The organism is Terriglobia bacterium (genome assembly GCA_020072785.1).
In the GTDB taxonomy this organism is placed as follows: domain Bacteria; phylum Acidobacteriota; class Terriglobia; order Acidiferrales; family UBA7541; genus Acidiferrum.
Map to the genome: position 1 here is coordinate 242,313 of JAIQGG010000004.1, position 25,267 is coordinate 267,579.

The 25,267-nt window shown below is 66.5% G+C and carries 23 protein-coding genes; 18 read left to right on the plus strand and 5 right to left on the minus strand.

Annotated features, from left to right (window positions below; all coding sequences use genetic code 11):
- Positions 1 to 62: 62 nt before the first annotated feature.
- From LAN61_12565 to LAN61_12575, 3 genes are read left to right on the plus strand one after another with little or no spacing between them, the layout of a single operon-like run.
- Positions 63 to 254: a hypothetical protein gene (locus LAN61_12565; GenBank protein ID MBZ5541340.1), complete on the plus strand. Its 192-nt coding sequence runs from the start codon at positions 63 to 65 to the stop codon at positions 252 to 254.
- 13 nt (positions 255 to 267) lie between these two features.
- Positions 268 to 1,152: a septal ring lytic transglycosylase RlpA family protein gene (locus LAN61_12570; protein ID MBZ5541341.1), complete on the plus strand. Its 885-nt coding sequence runs from the start codon at positions 268 to 270 to the stop codon at positions 1,150 to 1,152.
- Positions 1,149 to 1,493 (plus strand): histidine triad nucleotide-binding protein, encoded by a 345-nt coding sequence (locus tag LAN61_12575; GenBank protein MBZ5541342.1) that lies wholly within the window; start codon positions 1,149 to 1,151, stop codon positions 1,491 to 1,493. The genes LAN61_12570 and LAN61_12575 overlap by 4 nt, the downstream gene beginning before the upstream one ends.
- A 113-nt stretch (positions 1,494 to 1,606) precedes the next feature.
- Here LAN61_12575 and LAN61_12580 read toward each other — a convergent pair whose 3' ends face one another.
- Positions 1,607 to 4,063: a hypothetical protein gene (locus LAN61_12580; GenBank protein ID MBZ5541343.1), complete on the minus strand. Its 2,457-nt coding sequence runs from the start codon at positions 4,061 to 4,063 to the stop codon at positions 1,607 to 1,609.
- Positions 4,064 to 4,141: 78 nt separating this feature from the next.
- Between LAN61_12580 and LAN61_12585 the strand changes: the two genes are divergently transcribed.
- Positions 4,142 to 5,581 (plus strand): hypothetical protein, encoded by a 1,440-nt coding sequence (locus LAN61_12585; GenBank protein ID MBZ5541344.1) that lies wholly within the window; start codon positions 4,142 to 4,144, stop codon positions 5,579 to 5,581.
- Positions 5,582 to 5,678: 97 nt separating this feature from the next.
- Here LAN61_12585 and LAN61_12590 read toward each other — a convergent pair whose 3' ends face one another.
- On the minus strand, positions 5,679 to 6,839 hold the full coding sequence (locus LAN61_12590) for a M20 family metallopeptidase (GenBank protein MBZ5541345.1): 1,161 nt from the start codon (positions 6,837 to 6,839) through the stop codon (positions 5,679 to 5,681).
- Positions 6,840 to 7,018: 179 nt separating this feature from the next.
- On the opposite strand from LAN61_12590, the gene fabZ reads away from it, so the two are divergent.
- The 10 genes from fabZ (at position 7,019) to amrA (ending at position 16,094) form a co-directional block, all read left to right on the plus strand.
- Entirely contained in the window at positions 7,019 to 7,486 is a 468-nt protein-coding gene (fabZ, locus tag LAN61_12595; protein ID MBZ5541346.1) for a 3-hydroxyacyl-ACP dehydratase FabZ, read from the plus strand.
- A complete protein-coding gene (gene lpxA / locus LAN61_12600) occupies positions 7,483 to 8,268 on the plus strand; it encodes an acyl-ACP--UDP-N-acetylglucosamine O-acyltransferase (protein ID MBZ5541347.1) in 786 nt (261 codons plus the stop codon). The genes fabZ and lpxA overlap by 4 nt, the downstream gene beginning before the upstream one ends.
- A 10-nt stretch (positions 8,269 to 8,278) precedes the next feature.
- Positions 8,279 to 9,181 (plus strand): UDP-2,3-diacylglucosamine diphosphatase LpxI, encoded by a 903-nt coding sequence (gene lpxI, locus LAN61_12605; protein ID MBZ5541348.1) that lies wholly within the window; start codon positions 8,279 to 8,281, stop codon positions 9,179 to 9,181.
- Positions 9,178 to 10,185 carry a Gfo/Idh/MocA family oxidoreductase gene (locus LAN61_12610; protein ID MBZ5541349.1) on the plus strand — a complete coding sequence of 336 codons (1,008 nt, stop codon included), beginning with the start codon at positions 9,178 to 9,180 and terminating at the stop codon, positions 10,183 to 10,185. The genes lpxI and LAN61_12610 overlap by 4 nt, the downstream gene beginning before the upstream one ends.
- Complete coding sequence (locus LAN61_12615; protein MBZ5541350.1) at positions 10,182 to 11,522, plus strand: TonB family protein; 1,341 nt, start codon at positions 10,182 to 10,184, stop codon at positions 11,520 to 11,522. The genes LAN61_12610 and LAN61_12615 overlap by 4 nt, the downstream gene beginning before the upstream one ends.
- 105 nt (positions 11,523 to 11,627) lie before the next feature.
- Positions 11,628 to 12,626 (plus strand): tRNA (adenosine(37)-N6)-dimethylallyltransferase MiaA, encoded by a 999-nt coding sequence (gene miaA / locus LAN61_12620; protein ID MBZ5541351.1) that lies wholly within the window; start codon positions 11,628 to 11,630, stop codon positions 12,624 to 12,626.
- Positions 12,627 to 12,812: 186 nt separating this feature from the next.
- Positions 12,813 to 14,150, plus strand: coding sequence for a GTPase HflX (gene hflX / locus LAN61_12625; GenBank protein ID MBZ5541352.1), 1,338 nt, complete (start codon positions 12,813 to 12,815; stop codon positions 14,148 to 14,150).
- A gap of 75 nt (positions 14,151 to 14,225) precedes the next feature.
- Positions 14,226 to 14,426 (plus strand): hypothetical protein, encoded by a 201-nt coding sequence (locus tag LAN61_12630; GenBank protein MBZ5541353.1) that lies wholly within the window; start codon positions 14,226 to 14,228, stop codon positions 14,424 to 14,426.
- A 491-nt stretch (positions 14,427 to 14,917) separates the two neighbouring features.
- Positions 14,918 to 15,544 carry a CDP-diacylglycerol--glycerol-3-phosphate 3-phosphatidyltransferase gene (gene pgsA, locus LAN61_12635; GenBank protein ID MBZ5541354.1) on the plus strand — a complete coding sequence of 209 codons (627 nt, stop codon included), beginning with the start codon at positions 14,918 to 14,920 and terminating at the stop codon, positions 15,542 to 15,544.
- Positions 15,528 to 16,094 (plus strand): AmmeMemoRadiSam system protein A, encoded by a 567-nt coding sequence (gene amrA, locus LAN61_12640; protein ID MBZ5541355.1) that lies wholly within the window; start codon positions 15,528 to 15,530, stop codon positions 16,092 to 16,094. Before pgsA ends, amrA begins: the two co-directional genes overlap by 17 nt.
- 99 nt (positions 16,095 to 16,193) lie before the next feature.
- On the opposite strand, the gene LAN61_12645 is transcribed toward amrA, so the two are convergent.
- Entirely contained in the window at positions 16,194 to 17,105 is a 912-nt protein-coding gene (locus tag LAN61_12645; GenBank protein MBZ5541356.1) for a hypothetical protein, read from the minus strand.
- Positions 17,106 to 17,317: 212 nt separating this feature from the next.
- Here LAN61_12645 and aroE point away from each other — a divergent pair, with 212 nt between their 5' ends.
- From aroE to LAN61_12660, 3 genes are read left to right on the plus strand one after another with little or no spacing between them, the layout of a single operon-like run.
- On the plus strand, positions 17,318 to 18,838 hold the full coding sequence (gene aroE, locus LAN61_12650) for a shikimate dehydrogenase (protein MBZ5541357.1): 1,521 nt from the start codon (positions 17,318 to 17,320) through the stop codon (positions 18,836 to 18,838).
- Positions 18,835 to 20,433, plus strand: a complete 1,599-nt coding sequence (trpE, locus tag LAN61_12655; GenBank protein ID MBZ5541358.1) for an anthranilate synthase component I — start codon at positions 18,835 to 18,837, stop codon at positions 20,431 to 20,433. The genes aroE and trpE overlap by 4 nt, the downstream gene beginning before the upstream one ends.
- Positions 20,430 to 20,993, plus strand: coding sequence for an aminodeoxychorismate/anthranilate synthase component II (locus LAN61_12660; protein ID MBZ5541359.1), 564 nt, complete (start codon positions 20,430 to 20,432; stop codon positions 20,991 to 20,993). Before trpE ends, LAN61_12660 begins: the two co-directional genes overlap by 4 nt.
- A 140-nt stretch (positions 20,994 to 21,133) precedes the next feature.
- On the opposite strand, the gene LAN61_12665 is transcribed toward LAN61_12660, so the two are convergent.
- A complete protein-coding gene (locus LAN61_12665) occupies positions 21,134 to 22,687 on the minus strand; it encodes a M20/M25/M40 family metallo-hydrolase (GenBank protein MBZ5541360.1) in 1,554 nt (517 codons plus the stop codon).
- A 343-nt stretch (positions 22,688 to 23,030) separates the two neighbouring features.
- On the opposite strand from LAN61_12665, the gene LAN61_12670 reads away from it, so the two are divergent.
- On the plus strand, positions 23,031 to 23,690 hold the full coding sequence (locus LAN61_12670) for a hypothetical protein (GenBank protein ID MBZ5541361.1): 660 nt from the start codon (positions 23,031 to 23,033) through the stop codon (positions 23,688 to 23,690).
- Positions 23,691 to 24,017: 327 nt separating this feature from the next.
- Here the strand turns inward: LAN61_12670 and trpD are convergent, their stop codons facing one another.
- Complete coding sequence (trpD, locus tag LAN61_12675; protein MBZ5541362.1) at positions 24,018 to 25,037, minus strand: anthranilate phosphoribosyltransferase; 1,020 nt, start codon at positions 25,035 to 25,037, stop codon at positions 24,018 to 24,020.
- Positions 25,038 to 25,267: the final 230 nt, after the last annotated feature.

Genomic DNA, 25,267 nt, shown 5'->3' on the forward strand with positions numbered 1-25,267 from the left:
GCCCGTCCTGCGCATTCCTATAATACCGGAATCGCCCCGGGCGTCTGCGGTGCGTCTCACTCATGGACAAATTTACTCAGATCGGCCAGCGCCTCGACGATGAGTTGAACCGTCTGCGCCATTTCCTCGAAGACCAACTCGCCCCCGAAGCCGAACGCCGCACCGCGGAATTTTTCCGCGAACTTTCGCAAACGCTCAATGCCGCCGCGAGCAAACTGGAGTCCCATGTGGCCTCGCGCCGCCCGCGCTCATGAACCAGGACTCCCAGTGACCGCCCGGCCGTTCCGGCGGTCTTACCAGCCCCCACAGCCCGGGTCCTTCCGCGCGGCGCAGCTTCTCCGCCCGGGAGGCTCTCTCTCCGCTCTTTCTTTTCTCTGTGTCCTATGTGCGCTCTGTGTTTCTCTTTTCTCCGGCTGCGGCTCGCGCCGCCCCGTCGTTGATCGCCGGCAGCCTCCTCCTCTCGCTCCGGCGCCCGCGCCGCCGGAAAACAGCGCGCCCGCCGCCGCGCCCTCGGCCAAGCGGCCCGCGCGGACGCCCGCCGCCCCGGCCCCCGCCGGCCATGTCGTTGACCGCCTCGCGGTCACGCATACAGAAGAAGGCAACGCCTCCTGGTACGGCGTGCCCTTCGACGGCCGCCGTGCCTCCAACGGCGAAATCTACGACATGAACCGCATGACCGCCGCGCACCGCACCCTGCCTTTCGATACCATGCTGCGCGTCACCAATCTCAGCAACGGCCGCAGCGCCACCGTGCGCGTCACCGACCGCGGTCCCTTCGTCGAGAACCGCATCATCGATCTCTCCCTCGCCGCCGCCCGCGAGCTGGACATGGTCGGCGCCGGCGTCGTCCCCGTGCGCCTCGAAGTCCTTTCCGGCCCCGATCCTTCCCTCGGCTTCTTCACCGTGCAGGTCGGCGCCTTCCGCGACCGCAGCAACGCCGAGCGCCTCCGTGATCGCCTGAGCGCTGCCTATTCGCCCATCTTCATCCAGTCCTATGATTCACCCGATGGTCTCTTCTACCGCGTGCGCGTCGGCCGCAGCAAGGACGAAGAGGCCGCGCGCCAGCTCGGCGAATCGCTGCGCGCCAGGGAAGGTTTCACGCCGTTCGTCATTCGCCTGGATGAAACCGCTGCCCCAGGAGGAACCCCGTGAGCGAGAATTGCCTGTTCTGCAAGATCGCGGCGAAGCAGATCCCCGCCAAGCTCGTCTTTGAGGACGCCGATCTCTTCGCCTTCGAGGACATCAACCCCCAGGCTCCCACCCACATTCTCGTCTGCCCGCGCAAGCATTTCGCCTCGCTCGACGCGGCCCAGCCCGCCGATCAGGCCGTGATCGGCAAGCTTCTCCTCGTCGCCGCGCAGCTCGCCCGCGCCCGCAATCTGCAGCCCGGCTACCGCACCGTGTTCAACACCGGCGCCCTCGCCGGCCAGTCCGTCTTTCATCTGCACCTGCACCTGCTCGGCGGCCGTCCCTTCCGCTGGCCCCCGGGATAGACGCTGTTTCGTCAACCGTGTGACAACTAATCTGGAACCGTCATCTCTCAAAGCGCGTTCTGTGCGTTCCGGATGGTTTTGCGGAACGAGGAATCTCTCTTTGCTTGCCGCGCTCATTCCGCCACGCACAGCAGCGTCATCTGCGGATCGATCAAAATCTTCCGCGGCGCGCTGGGCGTCGTGAACCGGAAGCTGGTCTCCTCGCCTGACGCCACCACCGTCCCCAGCGCCACGCTGCGTCCCCCGCCCGTGCTGGCATAGAGCGGCACCGGTGTCACAAATCCTCGCGGCACGCCCGTCTGCTGCAGCTTCCCGCGCACCACGTACCCGCCGTCTTCTCCGCTCTTCACGCTATACTTCACCCGGTAGTGCGGAATCCCCACCCCGCGCACCCACTCCTCGAAGAACCAGTCCATGGACCGCCCGCCCTCCACGGCCATTGCCGGTGTCATCACCGCCTCCACTTCGCGCTGCAGATCGCCCGTGGACAGCGCCCGGTTGGCGTACTTCGTCGCCAGCGTGCGCAGCAGCGCCTCGAACCGCGCGTCCGGATTCCGGCTCCCCGGCTGGCGCAGCTGCATGCGCAGCATGTGCATCACCCACGTGCCTTTGCCGTACACCACCTGGTCGAATCCCGCGGGCGATTTCGACGAGTTCAGCCGGCTGCCCAGCGTCAGCGGGCCGATCTCCGCCGGCGGCGCCTCCGCGCCCTCGCTTTTCGTGAGCAGCTGCTTGCGGTAGCGCTCCAGCCAGTCGCGCAGCGTGCGCTCCGGCTTCTTCTGGCTGTCGGCGAAGAGCAGCGCCAGATAGTTGGCAATGGCCTCGGTCACCCACTGGTCCCGGTAGCTCTGCCAGCCCACCACGTTGCCCCACCACTGGTGCGCCACTTCATGAAACGGCACCAGCTCCGTGAAATGCTCCTGCGCGGCCGTGCTCAGCCCCGCGCGCTGCTGCGCTTCCGCGGGCAAAAAAGAAAACGTCGAAATGTACAGCAGCCCCGGCCAGCCCTGCCCGAACGTTCCGGGAATCTGCGAAACCTGCAGTTGCCGGTAGGGAAACGGCCCGCTGTAGCTCTCATAGAAATGTATGGACGAGCTGATCTCCCGGGCCAGTTGGCGCAGCATGTCCGCGGGGTTCGGAGCGGCTGCTGGAAGTTCCATCCGCGCGCTGGGCGGGACGCCGAAGGGCCGCGCACCCCGCACCGTCGCGCCCGGCGCGTTGTCCGGCGCGCTGTCCGGCGCCGCCAGCCGTTTGCGCAGCGCCTCTTCGAGTTGCCGGTTTGCGTATACCTCTACGGCATACGCGCCGCTGTCCAGCGACGTCGAGGCGTACTCCCCCAGATTGAAGCCCGCCACGGAAACTGGCTTTTCCGTGCGCCAGCGGCCCACCCGGAATTCACCCTCCTCGTGTTCTTCGAGCTTTGTCCCCGTGGCCACCAGGCGCAGCCGCCGCGGCCAGCGCAGCGTCAATTCGTAGTCCGCGAAGCTGTCCGCCCCGCCCAGGTGCGGATACCAGCTTCCGCGCTCCCCCACATACAGCACGCCGTTGCCCGCGTCGCTGATGACCCGGCCGCGGTACCGCACCCGCAGCGCAAATTCTTCCCCGCGCCGCGCCGCCCGCGGCAGCGCCACGTACAGCGCGTCGTTGCCCCGCTGGCTGCGCTCCTGCTTGTTCAGCCCCTCGTTCTGGAAAAAGTCCAGCTCCTCGCCGCCGGCTCCGCTCACCGATTCCGCCGCCAGATTCCGGGAAAGTTCGAAGGCCAGCAGGCGTTCCCCGCCGCGCTCCGCGCGCACCGCAATCGTCGCCGTTCCCTCCAGCGAGTGATCCGGCAGGACCGCGGTCTCGATGGCATAGCGCAGCGCGCGAAAGGCCGGAGCGGGTGGCGCGTTGCCGCCCGGCCGGTACGCCGCCCAGACGTCATACAGGTTCGCGCCGTCCGCCGCATGCATCTGCCCCATGGTCAGCGTTTCCTCGCGGCGCGCATCCAGCACGACCTCGAAAGCGCCCGTGCGCAGCCCTTCCAGCGCCGCGTAGAAGTACGGCCGCGGCTCCTCCGCGATCCAGTCCGCCAGGATGCGCAGTGCGTGCGGCGGGTTCATCGGGCCGGCGATAGTGTTCCACTGCGCCGCGTACTCGCGGTTTTCCGCCGCCGCTGCCCGGGTTTCGCGCAGTTGTTTCTGCAGCTCTTCCGCCGTTTCATCGGTGAAGCGCAGGTAGGCCGTGCGGAACTCCTCGTCCAGCACCGGCCTTCCCAGAAACCGCGCCAGCTGCTGCTTTTCCACCGGGTCCCGCGGCGCGGCCAGCGCGTGGCCGCGCCCGGAGAAGACCGCGCCGGTGATGTGTCCGTTGCAGGGGGTCAGGAAGGCCAGCGTGCCTTCGTCGAAGGCCAGGCGCACGTCGCCGCGGCGCAGCTCCAGGTGCTGCACTGGATAGACCGCTTGCTCATCCACCCGCACGCGGTTCAGCGCCTCGTAGATCTCCCGCGGAGAACCCGGAGAAGTTTGCGCCCCGGCGGGCCCACCAAGAAAGAAAAGGGCGGCAAAGCCCACGCCCAGCGCTCGGGCCTTCATAGCCGCGACTGTAGCAACTTTCGTCATTGTCCGGCAAGCACGGTGCCCCGCGGCATCGCCCGGCGGTATAATTAAAAAATGGGCCGCGCCGCACATCGCCTCGGGCTTTCCCTCCTCGCCGCGGCGCTGCTTGCCTCCGCGCCCCTCCGCGCGGACACCATTGTCCTGAAAAACGGCCGCCGCATCGTAGCCAGCGTCGTCGTTGAAGAAAAGGACAAGGTCAGCTACGAAACCTCCGCCGGCCTCCTGACTCTCCCGCTCTCTATCGTGGACCACGTCGAGCGCGGCGCATCCGGGCCGCCGGCGCCCTCGCTGCCGTTGGGCATTGCCCCGCCGCCCGTCATTCTCGGCGACCCCGATCTCGCCGGGGACATCACCCGCTCCGCCGTGCATGACGGTTCGGTGGACCGCGAATTCATTGCCAAACTCGAGGCCGAGGCCCGCCGCGGCCGCCCCGAAGCCGCCGAGCACGCGGCCATGGCCCATCACGTGGCCGCGCAGTTCGAACTCGGTCGCGGCGATCTCGAGCACGCCCTCGACGATGAGCGTACCGCGCTTTCCTTCGCCCCCGAACAGCCCGGCTTGTTGCTTAACGTCGCCAATCTTCACCTCCGCCGCAGCGAGTACCGCCAGTCTCTCGAATACCTGCGGCGCGCCAGTCGCGTGGCTCCCGATTCTCCCGAAGTCCCCAAGCTTGCCGGTTGGGCCTGGTATGGCTTGAACAAGCTGGACGAGGCCATCGCCGAGTGGAAGCGCTCTCTCGCGCTTCGCCGCGATCCCGATGTGCAGGCCGCGCTCGACAAGGCTCTGCGCGACAAGGAAGAGGAAGCGACCTACAAGGAAAACGAGAGCGCTCACTTCACACTGCGTTACAGCGGTAGCGCCGAGCCCGCCCTCGCCCGCGAGGTCCTGCACACTCTCGAAGCCCATTTTTCCGCCATCTCCTCCGAACTCGATTTCACCCCTCCCGAGCCCATCGGCGTCGTCCTCTACACCCAGGAGGCCTTTGCCGATATCACCCGCGCTCCCGGCTGGGTCGGCGCCCTCAACGACGGCCGCATCCGCGTCCCCGTGCAGGGCCTTACCACCGTCTCTCCGGAGCTCTCCCGTGTGCTCAAGCACGAGCTGACCCACAGCTTCCTGAATCAGAAAACGGACCGGCGCTGCCCCACCTGGCTGAATGAAGGGTTGGCCCAGTGGATGGAGGGATTGCGCAGCGGAGAAAATGCCCCGGAACTCGTGCGCATCTATGACGCCCAGCAGTTTGCCCAGCTCAGTTCGCTTGAAGGTCCCTGGATGCGCCTGAATGGCGATGCCGCGCAGTATGCTTACGCCTGGTCGCTCGCCAACGTCGAATACATCGTGCAGACGGGCGGCATGGGCGATGTCACCCGCATCCTCGATCGCCTCGCCGCCGGCAGCCCTGCCGCGCCCGCCCTGCGGGAAGTTATCCGCGGCGATTACGGCGACCTCATGGAATCCACCGTCGCCTATCTCCGCAAGACCTACATCCCCTGATTTTTCCTGAGTTTGTCGCGGCGCGCGGAATTTATCCCGGCCTGGCCGGGAGCCGGCTATCTTTGTTTCTAGGGAATTCTGCGCACGAACTGTGCTTCTACGCCGTCGCCAGCAGCGCCGCCAGCAGCGCCGCGCGCTCCGGCATCCGCCGCAGCACTACGTGCTCGTTCCCGCTGTGCGCCCCGTCGCCCACCGCTCCCAGCCCGTCCAGCGTGGGCACGCCCAGCGCCCCGGTGAGGTTCCCGTCCGAGCCGCCTCCCGCTGTGCATTCTCCCAGCGCCAGGCCCATCTCTCGCGCCAGCTTCCGCGCTTGCGCGTACAGCCCCGCGCTCACCGTGCGCTCCAGCGGCGCGCGTTGGAATCCCCCGCGCACCTCGATCCGCGCGCCCGGCAGTTCCGGCCGCAGCGCGTGCAGCCGCTGCTCCACCTTGCGCATGTCGGCGATCGTCAGCGCGCGCAGGTCCAGCGCCGCGCGCGCTCTTTCGGCGATCACGTTCACGCGCGTCCCGCCCTCCACGATATCCGCGTTTACCGTGATCCCGCGCCGCAGATCGTTCCACTGCTCCAGCCGCGCGATCTGCCGCGCCAGCTCGTGCACCGCGTTCACGCCCTCCTGCGGTGCCAGCCCCGCATGCGACGCCCGCCCATGCACGATCAGTTCCGCCTCGCCCACTCCCTTGCGCGCCGTCTTCAGCAGGCCCTGCGGCCCGAACGACGGCTCCAGCACCAGCACCGCGTCGCTCCTCCGCGCCTCCTGCTCGATCGTCTTCCGCGACGTTTCGCTGCCGATCTCCTCGTCGGACGTCCACAGGAACACGATGCGCTTGCGCAGCTCCGCCGGCGCCTTCTGCAGCGCCTCCAGCGCATACAGCGCCTGCACGATTCCGCCCTTCATGTCGAACGTCCCCGGCCCGTACGCCTTGCCTCCGCGCACCCGGAAGGGCATCGTCCGCAGCGTTCCCGAGGCATACACCGTGTCGTAATGCCCCAGCACCAGGAGCTGTCCGCGGGGTTTGCCGCCCCTCGCGGGCTGCCAGGTGACGCGCAGATGATCCCCGCGCTGCTTCTCCCGCAGGATCTCCACGCGGGCCCCGCGCCGCCGCCATTCTCCGGCCAGCAGCCGGCAGCAGCGGTCCGCGGGACTCTTTTCCAGGCTGGGCGATTCGGCCAGCACCAGCCGCCGCAGCGTCTCGGTCATCGCCGGCAGGCTCGCCCGCAGCCCCTGCAACAGTCCTTTCGCCAGAGTCGTTTCGCTCATTGTCCGCGTATGCTAGCAATCCACCGCCCGCCTGGCAAACCCCGCAAACCCCTTCCCGGCCGCGATCCTCGTTTCCCGCCGGGGCAGGCGTCGCATATAATAAACGTTTTGCGCCGGGGGTACGGCGGCGCACCGCGGGAAGCCGCCGGGCGGCCGCCGGAGAGCGCCAGGGAGCCGGAATGATTTTCGACATCAACGAAATCCAGAAGATACTGCCGCACCGCTATCCGTTCTTGTTGGTGGACGGCATCCTCGAGATGGAGCGCCTCAAGCGCATCGTCGGCATCAAAAACGTCACCTTCAACGAGCCCCACTTCACCGGCCATTTTCCCGGCAAGCCCATCATGCCCGGCGTGCTCATCATCGAGGCCATGGCCCAGACCGGCGGCTTCCTCCTCCTCCAGGAGGTCCCCGACCGCGAGAAGAAGTTGATCTACTTCGTCGCCGTGGATGGCGCGCGCTTCCGCCGCCCCGTGGTCCCCGGCGACCAGTTGCGCATGGAAGTGAAGGTGCTCTCCTGGCGCGGCAATTTCTGCAAGCTCGAGGCCACGGCCATGGTCGGCGGCGAACTGGCCGCCGAAGCCATCCTCATGTGCAAGACCGTGGACCGCGATCCGCCTCCCGCGGCAGAAGCCCCCTCCAAATGAGCAGCACCGGCATCCATCCGCATGCCGTCATCGCCGCCAGCGCCCGCCTCGCTCCGGGCGTGCGCGTCGCCGCCTTCGCCGTCGTCGGCGAGCACGTCGAGCTCGGCCCCGGCTGCGTCCTGCACTCGCACGCCGTCGTGCAGGGCCCCGCGCGCATCGGCAAGGACAACGTTTTTCATCCCTTCTGCTCGGTCGGCGGCGATCCCCAGGACATCACCTTTCACGGCGAACACACCGAGCTGGTCGTCGGGGACGGCAACATTTTCCGCGAATACGTCACCATTAGCCGCGGCACCCAAAAAGGCGGCGGCATCACCACCCTCGGCAGCGGCAACTTCTTCTTGGCTTACTCGCACGTCGGACACGATTGCCACGTGGGCGACCATACGCTCTTCGTCAACGGCGCCACGCTCGCCGGACACGTGACCGTGGAAGATTTCGCCACTCTCGGCGCCTTCTCCCCCGTGCACCAGTTTTGCCGCATCGGCCGCTACGCCTACATCGGCGCCTGCACCGTCATCACCCAGGACGTCCCGCCCTTCTCCCGCGTGGTCACCGAACGCGAAACCAAATCCTACGGCGTCAACGCCATCGGCCTCGAGCGCAAGGGCTTCGACGCCCCGCGTATCGCGGCCCTCAAGCGCGCCTTCCGCTTGCTTCTGCACTCCAAACTCAACACCTCGCAAGCTCTCGCCGAAATGCGTTCCCAGTTCGCCGGCTCCCCCGACGTGGACGAGCTGGTCCGCTTCATCGAAGCCGCCGAGCGCGGCATCGTGAAATAGGCGCGCCGCCATGAGCTCTCCTTCCAACCCCGTTGCCTCCGCCTCCGGCTGGGGCCTGATCGCCGGCAACGGCCGCTTCCCGTTTCTGGTCCTGGAGGGCGCGCGCAGCCAGGGCATCGAGATGACTGTCCTTGCGATCAAGGAAGAAGCCTCGCCGGAGCTCGCCACGATCGCCAGGCGCTTGCACTGGGTCAGCCTCGGCGAGCTCAGCAAGGCCATCGAGTTGTTGCAGAAGGAAGGCGTCAAGCAGGCGGTGATGGCCGGCCAGGTCAAGCACAACAAAATTTTCAGCTCCATCCGCCCCGACTGGCGCCTGGCCAAGCTGCTCTTCTCCCTCCCGCGCAAAAACACCGACGCCCTCATCGGCGCCGTCGCCCGCGTTCTCGAAGATGAAGGCATCCGCCTCGTGGACTCCACCGCCTTCCTCAAGCCCCTCGTGCCCGAGCCCGGCGTGCTCACCCGCCGCGCCCCCGGCGAGCGCGAAGCCGCGGACATCGCCTATGGCCTGAGCGTCGCCCGCCAGATCGCCGCCATGGACATCGGCCAGACCGTCGTCGTATCGGACTGCGCCTGCGTCGCCGTCGAAGCCATGGAAGGCACGGACGAAACCATCGCCCGCGCCGCGCGTCTCACTGCGGGCCAGCCCCTGGTCGTCGTCAAAGTCAGCAAGCCCGGCCAGGACATGCGTTTCGATGTACCCGTTATCGGCCTGCCCACCATCGAACAGATGCGCCAGTCCGGGGCCACGGCGCTGGTCGTGGATGCGCACAAGACTCTTCTCTTTGACCGCTCTCAATTGATCGCCGCGGCCGACGCCGCGGGCATTGCCATCCAGGCGGTCCCCCCGGCGAGCGCCGGGGAACTTAAACCGGGTTCCGGGGCAAGTACTAAGATGGGCGAAACTCGTTCATGAACGATAAAAAGATTCGTGTCGCGGTCGTGGGTGCCGGGGAATTCGGCCGCAACCACGCCCGTGTCTACCGCGAGCTGGAGGGCGCCGAGCTGGTGGCCATCGTCGATCGCGACCCCGCGCGCGCCGCGCAGGTCGCCGCGCAGTTCGGCGGCGTCCCACTCGCCAGCGTGGACGAATTGCCGGGGCGCGTGGATGCCGTCAGCCTGGCCGTCCCCACTGTGGACCATTTCGCCGTCGGCGTGCGCCTTCTCGACATGGGCCTCGATCTCCTCGTCGAAAAGCCCATGGCCGCCTCGCTCTCCGAAGCCGACGCGCTTCTCGCCGCCGCCCAGCGCGGCGCGCGCATCCTCCAGGTGGGCCACCTCGAGCGTTTCAACCCCGCCGTCACTGCCGTCGTGCCCATTCTCAACCGTCCGCTTTTTTTCGAAGTGCACCGCCTCGGCGTCTTCACCCCGCGCAGCCTCGATGTGGACGTCATCTACGACGTCATGATCCACGATCTGGACATCCTTCTCGCCCTGGTCGGCGAGCCGGTCGCCGAAGTCAAAGCCGTGGGCATCCCCGTGCTCACCGACAAAGTGGACATCGCCCACGCCCGCATCGAATTTGCCGGTGGCGCCGTGGCCAACGTCACTGCCAGCCGCGTTTCCACCGAGCGCGTGCGCAAGATGCGCTTCTTCCAGCAGCACGAATATGTTTCGCTGGACTACGCCCGCCGCGACGCCCTGCGCGTCCGCGTGGCCCGCCCCGGCCCGCAGCCCGAATTTGCTTTCGAAAAGCTGGCCGCCGAACCCCTCGAGCCCCTGCGCGCCGAACTCCTCGACTTCCTCGGCTCCGTGCGCACCCGCCGTGTGCCGCGCGTTAGCGGCGCCGCCGGCCGCGCCGCGCTGGAACTCGCTGTCCGCGTCATGGCAAGCATCCAGGAGCATGCCGCCCGCGTCCAACTGGGTGCGCTCCATGGAATGCCTCCAGGCATGCCCCCGGACATGCACACGACCCGATGATCCCCCGCATTCTTGTTCCCATCGATGCCCGTCCCCCCGCCGCCGATCCCGCGGCGGATGGAGCCCGCCGCCGTCCCTCTTCCATGGACGAGCGCGCCCTGATTCCCCCCGCCCTGCCCATCGTGACCCTCGATGGCCGCACCAATATTCCGGCTTCGCTGCCGCTCGAATCCATCGCCGCGCGCACCCTCGTGCCCCGCGACGTCAACTGGGAGCTCTTCCAATCCGAAGTGCAATCTTCCGCTCCGCTCATTCCCACCGACATGGACGAGCGCGTCGCCGTCCCCTCCGGCGCCAGGCCTCCCGCGATTTTGCAGCCCATCGAGCATGTTCCCCTCGATCTCGTCGACCCCGACATTCTGACCACCGGCGAAATCCAGCTGCTGGCCAGCGAGCAGAAGGAGAAGGCCGCCAAGTCGGAACTCCTGGTGCGTATCTCCTCGGGCCTGATTCACGCCCTGATCATCCTGGCCTTGATCTACATGCCCCAGTTTTCGCGCCGCGATCGCTCCCAGGAGGAGACGGAGATTGCCCGCCGCCAGCTCAGCTACGTCTTCCTGCCCCCGGGCTTGCGCAATCCTCCCCGGGTGACGCAACCCGCGGAACCCCGCAGCGATAAACTGCACATTGACCCGCGCATCCTCCGCCGTATTGCTCCGCCCGAGCCGCAGCCCCTGCCCGGTCCGCCGGAGCCGGAGCGCGTCATCAAGAATTTGCCAAATGCGCCCACGGCGCAGCCCAGCGTCGCCCCGCCGCAGCCCGCCCCGCCGAAATCCGATCAGCCGCGGCCTCCGCTCAAGCTGGAGCTGCCCGACCAGCCGCAGCCTTCGCGCGGCCTGGTCCTGCCCAAGCTTTCTCCGGGCCGGGCCATCGAGGAATCCGCCAAGGAAGCCGCGCGCAGTTCCGGCCGCAGCGCCGCCATCAGCGGGCCCTTGCCCGGCAGCCGCGGCGCTCCTGGCGGCGGAGGCCCCAGCCAGGGCCTGATGAGCAATGGCATCGAGATGCTGACCCCCACCGAAGGCGTGGACTTCAGCAACTATCTCGCCCGTGTTCTCGCCAGCGTCCGCCGCAACTGGTATTCGGTGATTCCGGAGTCCGCGCGCCTGGGCGACCGCGGCCGCGTCATTCTGCAATTCAAGATCCTGCGCCAGGGCGCCGTGCCCGCCGGCGAGCCCGCCCTGGTCGACACCTCCGGCAAGGAGCCGCTCGACCGCGCGGCTGTCTCCGCCATTCGCACCTCCAGCCCCTTCGAGCCCCTTCCTCCGGCTTTCAGCGGGCCCTACATCGAGTTGCGCTTCATCTTCCTGTACAATCTGCCCATTGATTACGCCCAGTGAAACTCCAGCGCCAGCAGATTCTCGGCACTTTTCTCATCGGCCTTCTTGTGCTGATTGTTCTGCTCGTGCGCTCGCGTCATCTGCTGTTCCGTTGAAGCTGGGATCATGACCGAGCCGGACGCCTCCTCGCCGCTTGTCGCGCCCCTTGGCGCGCCGCTCGTCGTCCTCGTCGGCCCGACCGCCTCGGGCAAGTCGGCTCTGGCCGTATGGCTCGCCGAACGCCTCCGCGGGGAAGTCGTGGCTTGCGATTCCACGCAGCTCTACCGCGGCTTCGACATTGGCACCGCCAAGCCTTCGCTCGCCGAGCGCCGCGGCGTTCCCCATCATCTGCTGGGCATTCTCGATCCCCACGAAACGGCCAGCGCCGGCGGCTACCGCCAGCACGCCCTCGCCGTCCTCGACGATCTGCGCCGCCGCGCCCGTCTTCCCATTTTCACCGTCGGCACCGGCCTCTACCTGCGCGCGCTCCTCGAAGGCCTCGCCGATGTTCCGCAGCGCTCGGAAGAGCTGCGCGCGCGCCTGCGCCAGAGTGCCGCGGCCCATCCCCCGGGCCATCTCCATCGCCTTCTCCAGCGCCTGGACCCCGCGGGAGCGCCGCGCATCGCCCCCACCGACGTGCAGAAAATCATCCGCGCCCTGGAAATCTGCCTGCTCGCCCGCCGCCCCCTCTCCGAAGTGCATCGTGCCGGGCGCGCGCCGCTCGCCGGCTGGCGCGCCGTGAAGCTCGGCCTCTCTCCGCCCCGCGATGCGCTCTATGCCCGCATTCAGGTGCGTCTTGAATCCATGCTCGCGGCCGGCTGGCTCGACGAGGTCCGCCATCTGGTCGCCGCGGGCCTGCCCGAGGACGCCAAGCCCTTCGACTTCATCGGCTATCGCGAACTGCGCGCGCACCTGCGCGGCCAGTTGTCCCTCGCCGAGGCCCAAGCGGCCATCGCCCAGGCCACCCGCCGCTACGCCAAGCGCCAGATGACCTGGTTCCGCAGGGATCCCGAGATCGCCTGGATCGAGGGCTTCGGCGACGCCCCCCGCGTCCAGGAAGAATCCCTCCGCCGCCTCGCCGCCCGCGGCATTTCTTCCCCCCAGCCAAGCCACCCATCCTCCTGAGGGCCCGAACTCCTGCCCACACCCGAAGAATCTCAATCCTTAACGGCGCCGAGCGCGTCAGCGTATAATAGAAATTGACCGCTTCGCGGTCACACATAGCAACGATGGAGATCTCCCCGCCTCGAGCATCCGCGGTCGCACGATGACGGCACGACTCCCGGGACGATGAAAACTCACTACGATACGATGAGTTCGGAACGCGCTTTGCTGATTGGTGTCGGCTGGAAGCGTTCCCCGCGCTTTCCGGGGATGCCTGCGGGCGAACCCGAGCGCGAATCCCTGGCCGAGCTCGTCGAGCTGGCGCGCAGCGCTGGCGCCGAAATCGCCGGCACTATCTTCCAGATGCGCGACTCCGCCGACCCGGCCACGCTGGTCGGCAAAGGCAAGCTCGAAGAGATCCGTGCGGAAGCCGTGGCCCGCGATGTCCCGCTGATCATTTTCGACCGCAATCTTTCCCCCATCCAGCAGCGCAATATCGAGAGCGTCACCGAGTGCCGCGTCATCGACCGCACCCAGCTCATCCTGGACATCTTTGCCCGTCATGCGCGCAGCCGTGAAGGCCAGTTGCAGGTCGAGTTGGCTCAGCTCAACTACCTGCTCCCCCGGCTCACCGGCCGCGGTGCTTCGATGTCTCGCCTCGGCGGCAAGGGCGGCGGCGCCGCAGGCCGCATCGGTGTCCGCGGGCCCGGCGAAAAGAAGTTGGAGACCGACCGCCGCCGTATCCGCGAACGCGTCCAGAAGATTCAGAAGGGCATTGACCAGATTCGCAAGCAGCGCACCCTGCGCCGCGAAGCCCGCCAGGCCGTGCCCCTCGGCACCATCGCCATGGTCGGCTACACCAATGCCGGCAAGTCCACCCTCTTCAACGCTCTCAGCCGCGCCGAGGTCCTCGTCTCCTCGCGCATGTTCGCCACCCTGGACCCCACCATCCGCGCCATTCGCCTGCCCTCCAACCGCCGCGTCCTGGTCTCTGACACCGTCGGTTTCATCCGCGATCTTCCCAAGGGCCTGCTGAACGCCTTCCGCGCCACCCTCGAAGAGGTTCAGGAAGCCGCGCTGATCGTTCAGGTCAGCGACGTCTCCAATCCCCATCATGCCGAACTGGACGACGAAGTGGACAAAGTCCTCCAGGAACTCGGCGTCGCCGACCGCCCCCGCCTGCGCGTCTTCAACAAAATCGATCTGCTCACTCCTGAACAGATCGCTCCCCTCCGACATCCCTACGCGGGCATCCATGAGGGTGGCCCCGTGCTGGTTTCCGCGAAAACCGGCCAGGGCCTCGACGAGCTGCTGCGCCGCATGGACATGGCTCTGCCCATCGATCCCGTGGTGACCCTGGCGCTGCGCCTGCCCATGTCCGAAGGCCGCACCCTGGCGCTGATTCACGCCCTTGGCAAGGTGCTCCATTCTGAAGTCGAAGATGCACATATGAATCTTCGGGCCGAAGTGCCGGTTTCCGTTGCGCGCCGCCTGCGCCTTTCCAGTTTCCTCCGTTCCGGAACTTCCGGCGCTTTGCCTGCGTAACAACATGCAGAGTTGACCGCTTCGCGGTCACACCTGGAGTTGACCGTTCCACGGTCACGCCTGCAGGAGGGTGCGATGATAGCTTTTCTTCTGTGGTGCATCCTGTTCGTGCTGTGCTGGCCTCTGGCCTTGCTGGCTCTCGTCCTCTATCCCATCGTCTGGTTGCTGACCCTGCCGCTCCGGCTCCTTGGCATTGCCGTCCACGGCGTTTTCGCCTTGCTGCACGCTATTCTCTTCCTGCCGGTGCGTTTATTGCGGGGGCCGCGCGCGGTCTGAGGCCGCCGCAGGAGTACCTTCTGGGTAAACTTTTCGTTTTCGCCTGCGCCGTGCCCCGCAACACGTGGAGAAATAAGGCCTTTTTCGGGGTATGCCGCAGGCCGCTAATGTGGAAAACCTTGTGGAAATCAAGAAGACCATGTCCTCGGATTTGCCTTCCGCCGCCGCGATCCTATTTCCGGTCTTTCGTGGATGCTTGTAACCTGCTTTCCTGTCAACTGTTTAACCCATTAGGAAAGGTCGTCCCGCAAGCCTCTGCTTCTCTTTAACCGCCCATTAACAACCGCTAATTTGCACAGCTTTGCAGCAAGATGTTACGCATGAGTATAGCTACCGGCAATCCTCCGTGCGTTCTTCCTGTTGCTGTTCTAGTACCCACTCCCGGGCTCCTCTCCGGCCCTCCGAGGCGTTGACGCGGGCCTCCGCGAAGTCTATAGTGAGGCCCGAGTTGGTGGAGTCCACAGGGCGGCGCCTCCGCCGGCCGCACACTCATGAATCTTCCGAATTCGCTCACACTTTTGCGGATTTTCTTTGTTCCGCTGTTGATCGTTGTCCTGCTGACACGCAGCCCCAACCTCGTGCTGTGGGGCCTCCAGGTCCATTTTGAAGTCTGGGGCGTGCTCATCCTGCTGATGGCCGCAGCCACCGACTGGGCCGACGGCTATTTCGCGCGCCGCCGCCTGGAAGTGACCACCCTGGGCATTCTCCTCGATCCCGTCGCGGACAAGCTGCTCATCTGCGCCGCTTTTGTCTCTCTCGTGGACATGCATCTCGTGCAGGCCTGGATGGTGGTCATCATCATCGGCCGCGAGCTGACCGTCCTGGGCCTGCGCAACATCGCCACCGCGGAAGGTTTCACCATCCTCCCCTCGCTGCTCGGCAAGACCAAGATGGTCCTCCAGGTTCTTGCCTGCGCCACGCTCATCCTCGGCGCGCGCCATCTCTTTCTCAAGCCCCTGAGCGTGGTTTTGCTCTGGATGGTGGTCATCAGCGCCTTGGTTTCCGCCGCCCAGTACTTCCTCCGCTTCTGGAGCCAGCTCGACGACCGCATCAAACAGCGCCACACCCTCAATCTGCTCGAGCGTCGCAAAAAAACGCAGGATGTCCCCACTCTCTGATTCCGAGAAACAAGTGCTGCTGGCCCTGGCGCGCCGTGCGATCGAGGCCGCCGTGCGCGAAGCGCAACTCCTCGACACTCCTCCCTGGCCTGGCATTCTCGCCGAGCCGCGCGGCATTTTCGTCACCCTGCACTGCCGCGGCCGCTTGCAGGGCTGCATCGGCGTCATCGAGCCCCTGGAACCCCTCGGCGACAGCCTCGTGCGCTGCGCCGTCGGCGCCGCCCTCAGCGATCCGCGCTTTCCAGCCCTCCGGGCGGAAGAGCTCTTCGATCTGCATATCGAACTCTCTCTCCTCTCGCGTCTCCAGCCCATCCTGCCCCAGGAGGTCGAGCTCGGGCGCCACGGCCTGTTCCTGCGCCGCGTTGCGCACCGCGGCCTGCTCCTTCCGCAGGTGGCCACGGAGCATGGGTTCACCCGCGAGCGCTTCCTGGAGGAGACCTGCCGCAAGGCTGGCCTGCCCCCCGGCGCCTGGCTGGATCCTGAGACCCAGCTTTATGCCTTCACCTGCGAGATCATCACCGAATCCCGGGCAGGCCCGCCGCGGCCCTGAAAGGGCCCGCCCGCGGTCCCGCATCCTTTCCCGGAAAAACAAAAGGCCCGGACCCTTGCGGGTCCGGGCCTGCCTCAATCTTTCCGGTTCAGCGGACTCTTATTCGATTTCGACGTAGTCCCCGTCGTAGATTTCGCTGGACGCTTCGGTGATCTGCACCACCGAGGAATTCCGCGTCACATTCAGGACGATTCCCTCCCCAAGCACCTCCCGGGGCAGATCCTCCGGGCCATATTCTTCGCGCGTGCCTCCGAATCCGTAGAGCTTGAAATGGTAATTCTCCGCCTGGGGAACTGTCTCATTGCGCGTGCCCTGGTACCGGAACACGCGGAAGTACTCGCCCACTCTCACGCCCTGGTTGCTGCCGAGGTTTACATACACCACGTCGTTCTGCCCGGCGCTCGGCTGGAACGTCGACGTCGTCACCACCATGGCCACTTCCTTGCCGCTCTTCGGCGCGAAATGATCAAACGCTGCTGGTTCTTTGTACGTGGGCACCGGCCGCGCTTCGAAGGGCCGGATGATATCGCCGCGCTGCATCGCGCCGCAGGAGAAGATCACCTTGGCGATGGAAATCTTCTCTTTGACCTGCACTACCTGGATCCGCCCTTGGTCTTCATATGGCGTGCCCATGGCGCGCATCAGCTTTTTCTGCCACTTGAACCAGGGCAGGGGCATGGGATCCTTGCTGCGGCGCAGCACCAGGAACTCGTCCCCCGCCTTCACTCCCTGGCTCCCTCCCCGGTTGATATACACGTAGTCGCCGGAGCTGAACGTGGTCTGGTAGGTCGATTGCTCCCCGGAGATGACGTGCATGTCCTCGGGGACAAGCTGGTCCGTCACAAATCCCGAGCAATACACCGTCGAATAGTCCGGCTGGTGAACCGCCGGTGCCGCTGCCGGCTCTGCTGCCACCGCCGCCGGTGCGCCGGGGGTGGGCGCGGGTTCCGTCTGGGCCGCACATAGGCCGGCCCCTGCCAAAATCGCGAAACACAATCCTGCAGCATTCATGCGCATCGAAACACTCCTTCGGAAAACCAGCCGCACGAATCGACCGCTTTGCGGTCGCGCAATATCGCCGTGCGGGGACTCTTCTTTTTCACGCTAACAAAGCTGCCGGGGAGCGTCAAGAAAATGCCGGGGGTGGCTTTACAGGTTGGATACCGCATGGTAAAAGCCCTGTCTTGCCCACCGTGACCCGCAAACCACAGGGAAGGACTCTTTTGGCCACCGGCGCGGACCGCATCTGCGCGGTCGTGGCGGCCCCCACGGCTCGCGAGATGACCCGCCAGTTGCACTCCGCCCTGCGCCTCACCCGCACCGTCGAGCTGCGCCTGGACTGGCTGCACAGTGCTGCCGAGCGCGCCGCCTTCCTTGCACGCCTGCGAACCGGCCGCATCCCCGCCACATTCCTGGCCACCTGCCGCCGCACCGCAGGCGGCGGACGCTTCACCGGTTCACCCGCCGCCGAGCTGGCCGCGCTGTCCGCCGCCGTGCGCAGTGGCTGCTCCTGGTGCGACGTCGAAATCGAAACCGCGCGCAGGGTCTCCCCGCAGACCCTGCAGCGGGCCCTGGCCCCCGCAAAAATTCTCCTTTCCTTTCACGATTTCCGCGCGACGCCCAGGTCCTTCGCCCCGCTTTTCACCCTCGCCCGGCGTTTTGCCGCCGACGGCGTCAAAATCGCCGCCCAGGCCTGCACCATTGCCGACAGCCGGCGCATCCTGCGCCTCGCCACCGGCCGCCGCGACGTCGTGGCCGTGCCCATGGGCGAAGCCGGCCTCCCCGCGCGCATCCTCGCCCTGCGCGCAGGCAGTGCCCTCGCCTATGCCCCCGTCGCCGCCGCTACGGCCCCGGGCCAGGTCTCGCTCCACGACCTGCACCACCTCTACCGCGCCCATGCCCTGACCCCACGCACGCGCGTCTACGGCGTCATCGGCGACCCCGTCGGCCACTCGCTCTCCCCGCTTCTGCACAACACCGGCTTCGTGGAACGCCAGATCGACGCCGTCTATCTCCCCTTCCTGGTCAAGGACCTGCCCGACTTTCTCCGCGCCCTCCCGGAATTCGGCATCCGCGGCTTCAGCGTCACTCTTCCCCACAAGCAAACCATCCTCCGCCACCTCGCGGAGTGCGATCCCCTGGCCGCCGAAATCGGCGCCGTGAACACTGTGGTCGTCCGCGCCGATGGTTCGCTCTTCGGTTGCAACACCGATTACGTCGGCGTGCTGCGCGCCCTCGAATCCCGCCTGCAACTCCCCGGCAGCCGCGTTCTCGTCTTTGGTGCCGGCGGTTCGGCGCGGGCCGCGGCCTTCGCCCTCGCCCGCGCCGGCGCCGTCGTCGCCGTCTGCGCCCGCCGCGAAAAGCAGGCCCGCGAGCTGGCTCGCGCCGTCGGCGGAGAGGCCCTTCCGCGCCGCGCCCTGCGCAGCGAATTCTTCGACGCCATCCTCAATTCCACTCCCGTTGGCATGCACCCCCGCGTCGGCATTTCCCCTCTTTCTCTCGCCGAGTTACACTGTAAGATTGTCATGGATCTCATCTACCGTCCCGGGAAGACCCAGTTGCTGAAGCTGGCCGCGCGCCGCGGCTGCGCAACCGTGTCCGGTGTGGACATGTTTCTCGCCCAGGGCATCGCCCAGTGGGAGATCTGGACTCGCCGCCCCGCCCCCGAAGCCCCCATGCGCCGTGCCGTCCTGCGCGCCCTGCGCGCCGAAGAACAAGCCTCCCCTTTGCGGAGCCGGCCATGATCCAGCCGGGCTTTTCCGAATTTCAGCGTCTCGCCAGGCACGGCAATCTCGTCCCGGTCTATGAAACGCTCTCCGCCGATCTGCTCACTCCCGTCGCCGCCCATATGCGTCTGGCGCAGGGCGCGCGCTACTCCTTTCTCCTGGAAAGCGTCGAGGGTGGCGAGAAGATCGCCCGCTACACCTTCGTCGGCGCCCACCCCGAAGAGACCTTCCGCTACGTCGCCGGCGCCTGCGTCCTCGAAAGCCGCGATCGCCTCGTCTGGGAGGAGCGTGATCCCGTGGCTTTTCTCCGCGAGCGCATGCGGCGCTTCCGCCCCGTGCGCGTGCCGGGGCTGCCCCCGCTCGTCGGCGGCGCCATCGGCCATTTTTCCTACGACATGGTCCGCCTCATCGAGCGCCTGCCCCGCCGCCTCCGCGACGACATCGGCCTCAGCGACGCCATGCTCATGTTCTACTTCGGCCTCGTTGCCTTCGATCACGTCCAGCACCGCCTGTGGATCATCCGCAACGTCTTCACCGAGGGCCCCGGCAACCTGCGCTCCAAATACGACGCCGCCGTCCGCGAAATCGCCGCCACCCGCAAGACCCTCGCGCAGCCCGCCGCCGCCGAGCTGCCTCCCGCGCCGCAGGCCTCCGCGAAGCGCGCCCCCCTCCGCGTCACCTCCAATTTCCAGCGCCGCGAATATCTCGCCGCCGTCCGCCGCGCCAAGCAATACATCCGCGCCGGCGATATCTTTCAAGTCGTTCTCAGCCAGCGCTTTTCCGCCCGGACCCACGCCGACCCTTTCCAGGTCTACCGCGAGCTGCGCGCCCTCAACCCTTCGCCCTATCTCTTCTACCTGCGCCTCAACGATGTCAGCGTCATCGGCAGCTCTCCCGAGATGCTCGTCAAGGTCCAGGGCCGCGATGTTTTCTACCGTCCCATCGCCGGCACGCGCCCCCGCGGCCGCGATGAAAAAGAAGACTTGCGCCTCGAGGCCGATCTCCTCGCCAGCGAGAAGGAGCGCGCCGAGCACATCATGCTCGTGGACCTCGGCCGCAACGACCTCGGCCGCGTCTGCGACTACGGCACCGTGCGCCCCGAAAAGCTCCTCAGCGTCGAGCGCTACTCCCACGTCATGCATCTTGTCTCCAGCCTGCGCGGCCGCCTCCGCCCCGATGTCGACTGCTTTGACGCCCTCATGGCCTGCTTTCCCGCCGGCACCGTTTCCGGCGCACCCAAGGTCCGCGCCATGGAAATCATCGAGGAGATGGAAAAGACCCGCCGCGGCATTTACGCCGGCGGCATCCTTTATCTCGATTTCGCCGGCAATCTCGATTCCTGCATCGCTCTGCGCACCATGGTCATGAAGGGCGGCACGGCCTACGTCCAGGCCGGCGGCGGCATCGTCGCCGATTCCACTCCCGCGGGCGAGTATCAGGAGACGGTCAACAAAGCCCGCGCCCTGATCGCCGCTCTCGAAGCCGCGCACCTGCGCACGCCCCTGCAACCGGAGAAACCGCGCAGGAAAGATTTCCGGGGGAAGAAAGCCGGAGCGGGCAAGCGTCGTGCCAGAAAGCGCGCAACAAAGAAACACGGAATGAAACGCCAATGATCCTGCTGCTCGACAACTACGATTCCTTCACCTACAACCTCGCCCAGTACCTTGGCGAGCTCGGTTGCGACGTGGAAGTCCGCCGCAACGACAAGATCTCCGTCGACCAGGTCGCGCGCCTCACGCTAGAACGCGTGGTCATCTCGCCCGGCCCCTGCACCCCGCAGCAGGCCGGCATCTCCATCCCCTTGATCCAGCGCCTGGCCGGCAAGCTGCCCATTCTCGGCGTCTGCCTGGGCCATCAGGCCATCGGCGCGGCCTTTGGCGCGAAGATCGTCCGCGCCCACGAGCTCTTCCACGGCAAAACCAGCGAGATCTATCACGACGGCAAGGGTATCTTCCGCAACCTTCCCAATCCCTTCACCGCCACCCGCTACCATTCCCTCATCGTCGAGCGCAAATCCCTCCCGCGCGTTCTGCACATCTCCGCCGAAACCAAGGACGGCATCATCATGGGCCTCCGCCACCGCAAATTCCCCATCGAAGGCGTTCAGTTCCACCCCGAATCCGTCCTCACCGAATCCGGCAAGCAGCTCCTGAAAAATTTCCTTTCCCTGTAACTGCCTCCGCTGTCCTCTCGTAGGGGTACGACATTGTCGTGCCCGTCCGACGGCGCAAAAAAAACGGTTGAACAGTTCAACTCTTCAACCGTCTAACCGTTCAACCCCCACTGGCCAGTGACACGCATCGCAACCACCGGTTACCAGCTCACATCCGCCAGTATCGCCCCGTAAATCTCCATCCCCCGCCACAAATTCCCCAGCCGCAGATTCTCATCCGCCGCGTGCTGCCGGTTGTCGTGGTTCACGATCGGCACGCCAATCACCGGCAGCCCCAGCTCCTCGAAGATGTACATCGGCACGCTCCCGCCCGACGTCGGCATCTTCACCGTCTTTCCCGCCGCGCCCTCCACCACTTCCGCCAGTTTCCGCGCCACCGCCGTGTCCATCGGCGTGCGCGTTGCCGCATAGCCTCCGCTGGTCGTCACCATCGCCACCCGCGCATACTTCAGCCGCTCCTCCTTCGTCGGCTCGCGGTCCACCACGTAGTATCCCTGCTTGCGGATGTGCGCCACCAGCCGCCCAAACTGCACTTGCGGGTCGATGTTCTTCACCAGCCGCATGTCCAGCGAGGCTTCGGCCTTTTCCGGCACCACGTTCTGCGACTCTTTTCCCACATACGCGCTGCGCAGCCCGCGGATATTCAGCGACGGCTGGTTGATCAGCTCCACCAGCTTCTGCCCGCCGCCTTCCGCTTTGGCGAATTCCAGCTCCTGCATCAGCTCCGCGTCGTTCGCCGGCATCTCCGCCAGCGCTTGCTGTTCCCGCGCGCTGAGCGGCACCACGTCGTCGTAGAAGCCTTCAATCAGCACCCGCCCGTCTTCATCCTTCATCGACGCCAGCAACCGCGCCAGATGGAACGCCGGATTCGGCGCCCAGTTCCCGTAATGCCCGCTGTGCAGCGGCCGTACCGGCCCGTACACCGTCACCTGCACATCCACCACCCCGCGGTTCCCGAAATCGATCAGCGGCAGCCCCGACTGGTCCACCGGTCCGTCGGCAACCAGCAGCAGATCGCCCGCCAGCAGGTTGCGGTGCGCTTGCAGCGTCCGCTCCAGGTTCGGCGAGCCGTCCTCCTCCTCTCCGTCCAGCACCACCTTCAGGTTCACACCCAGCGCAATCCTCTTCGCCCGCAGCGCATCCAGCGCCGCCAGCAGCGCCACGATCGGCGATTTGTCGTCCGACGCCGATCGCGCATAGATTCGCCACTCGTCGTTGTAGTGCGCCGCGTTCGGCCCCGTACCCTCCGGGAAGGGAATCCGCTTTCCGCCGGCCTCGATGGCCTTTGTCCGCAGCTCCGGTTCAAACGGTTTCCCGTCCGTCCACGCTTGCGCATCCACCGGCTGCCCGTCGTAGTGCGCGTAAAAGATCACCGTGCGCGTCGCTTCCGGCGTCGTAAGCTTCCCGAAGATCACCGGCCCGCGCCCCGGAATGGACAGCGGATGCGCCTCAATCCCCCGCGCCTCCAGCATTTCCATCAGCCGCGCCGCGTTTCTCTGGATGTTTGGGGTGTCCGAGGCGGTGTTCGGGATCGCCAGAAACTCCCGCAACTCCCGCACGATCCGCGCTTCGTTGTTCACGCGGTAGTCGCGCACCTCCTGCGCCACCTGCGCCGGCGCCACCGCAACCGGCTTCTGGCCCAGCGCGGGCAAAGGCAAGCAAACCGCCAGCAAGAGTACAATTTTGCGTTTCATAGTTCCTCCCGGAGCCCGGCTCGAAATCCTGCTCCCCCGCCCGCCTCCAGCGTGATCCCTTGGGCAATGCCGCGCCCGGAGATTCTAGCGGATTCCCGCGTTTTCCCCCAAAGCCCAGGGAATCGGGCGCATCCGGGCATTGCCTCCAGCCGCTGGAATCGCCCCCCCCGCAGCTCACCCTGTTTCGTTGACCGCTTCGCGGTCACACTTATCGTTGACCGCTTCGCGGTCACACATATCAAGGTACAGATTGAGCACATCGCTTTGACGAAGCACCTGCCGAGTCTTCCTGCCTGGCCTACTCTCTCTTGTGGGGGCTTCCCGTGGGGGCTCAACAAAGATCATGAATAGAGCTCTCGTGGCCTTGCTCTTGTCGGCCATGCTGGGGAGCGCACCTGTCGTCTGGGCGCGCCCGGCCGCTATGGGTGTGGTCCTTCAGGCCTCTGGGGCCCAGCTGGGTTCGGGCGCAGTCTCGGCCGGAGCCACGGTCTTCGACGGCGATCAGTTCCGGACCATTACAGATGGCGCCTTGCGCCTGCGCATTGGTACCGCGCAGGTTCACCTCGGTGGGGGGAGCGTGGTCACCCTGCGCCGCGCGGATTACGGCACGCAGGCCACTCTGCTTGGCGGCACCATGAGTGTTTCCGCCGCGCCAGCGGCATCCGTCGGTATCGCGGTCAACGGCGCTGCATTGCGCACTGTGGGCGACCGTGTAACCGTTGCCCAGGTCAGCATCCTGGGGCCCAAGGAGTTCTACGTTGTCGTGCGCCGCGGCGCACTGGAATTCAGCTACAACGGCGAAAGCGAAGTGATCCCGGAAGGTGCCACGTATCGGGCCGTCCTCGATCCGCCTCGCGGCCAGCCTTCCGCGGAACAGGCTCCCTTGCCGGTGCGCGCCGCCGGGCGCAGCCGCGCAAAGTACAAGCTCTACATTATTATCCCCATCGCCTGGGCCACCGAGTGGGCCATCCACGAAGTTTTCGAAAGCCCCGACCGCCCCTAACCCGCATTTCTCACAAGCGTCACGCTGTAAGGGATGGGCCAGCTTGCCCCGCCCGCTGCAGCGCGAGCACGTTTGCCTGTTCCGCCGCTTCCCGCGCCAGGCCCTCTTCTTTTCTTCCCTCTGCGTTCTCTGCGTCTCTGCGTTATCCTGTCTCTCCCCAGAATCACGCTGTAGGGGGATGGGCCAGCTTGCCCCGCCCGCTGCGGCACAGCACCATTGCATGTCCCGGTTCTCCCCGCGCCAGGCCCTCTTCTTTTCTTCCGTCTGCGTTCTCTGCGTCTCCGCGTTATCTTTCTCTTCTCCTGTTCGCCTTCTTCGCCAATCTTTTCAGTGGTACTCCACCAGCTCCCGCAGCTTCTCCCACGCCGCCCCGCTATCGATCGCTTGCGCCGCCCGCCGCGCCCCCTCACGGAAATTCTCACTGACGCCGGCGGCCACCAGCGCGGCCGCGGCGTTGATCGCCACGATGTCCCGCGGCGCACCCGGCTCGCCGGCCAGGATGCGCCGGATCAGCGCGGCATTTTCCGCGGCGTCCCCGCCGCGGATCGCTTCCTGCGCTGCCCGTGCGACCCCAAACTCTTCCGGGGTCACCGTGTAGCGGCGCACGCTTCCGTGCCGCACTTCGGCGACCTGCGTCTCTCCCGCCAGCGCAATTTCGTCCAGCCCTCCGGCCCCGTGCACCACAAACGCCCGCTCCACTCCCAGCTCCACCAGCGTCGCCGCCATCAGCTCCAGCACCTCGGCCGTGAACACGCCCAGAACCTGCGCCGGCGCTCCCGCGGGGTTCGTCAGCGGCCCCAGCAGGTTGAACACCGTGCGTCCGCCCAGCTCCCGCCGCGCCGCCACCGCATGGCGCATGGAAGTGTGCGCCAGTTGGGCAAAGATGAATCCGATGCCGATCTCGCGGATGGCCGCGCCCACGCGCTCCAGCGGCAGATCCAGGCATACCCCCAGCGCTTCCAGCACGTCGGCGGAGCCGCTGCCATTGCTCGCCGAACTGCGGTTGCCATGCTTGGCCACCCGCGCTCCCGCTCCCGCGGCCACAATCGCCGCCGCCGTGGAAATGTTGAACGTGCCCGCTCCGTCCCCGCCCGTGCCGCAGGTGTCCACCAGGTGTTCCGGCCGCGCTTCCCCTGGCGCGAAGACCGGCTGCGCATGCCGCCGCATGGCGGTGGCGAAGCCCGTCAGCTCTTCCACGCCGTAGGGCCGTGCGCGCAGCGCTCCCAGTAGCCGCACGATCTCCTCGTGCCCGGCCCGCCCGGCGAGCAGCTCTTCCATCGCCCCTTCGGCTTCCGCGCGCGCGAGGTGCCCGCCCGCTTCCACCCGTTCCAGAATTTCCTTGTGCATAAGCGCGGCTGAATCCGCGTTTTCTCCCTCTTTCATACTATCCCAGTGGCGCCCCCGCCACACAAAGCCGCAGGGCCTGCGCCGCATCATCATCCCTGCGCCGCAAAAGATCGCCTCTCCGCCTTCTCTCACCCGCCCTGCAGCCACTCCCGGCGCGCCGCGAGGCTGCCCGCGGGAAATGTGAGCCCGGGTAGCGGGTCAGTTTCGGTTGAGCGCGTGATACAAACAAG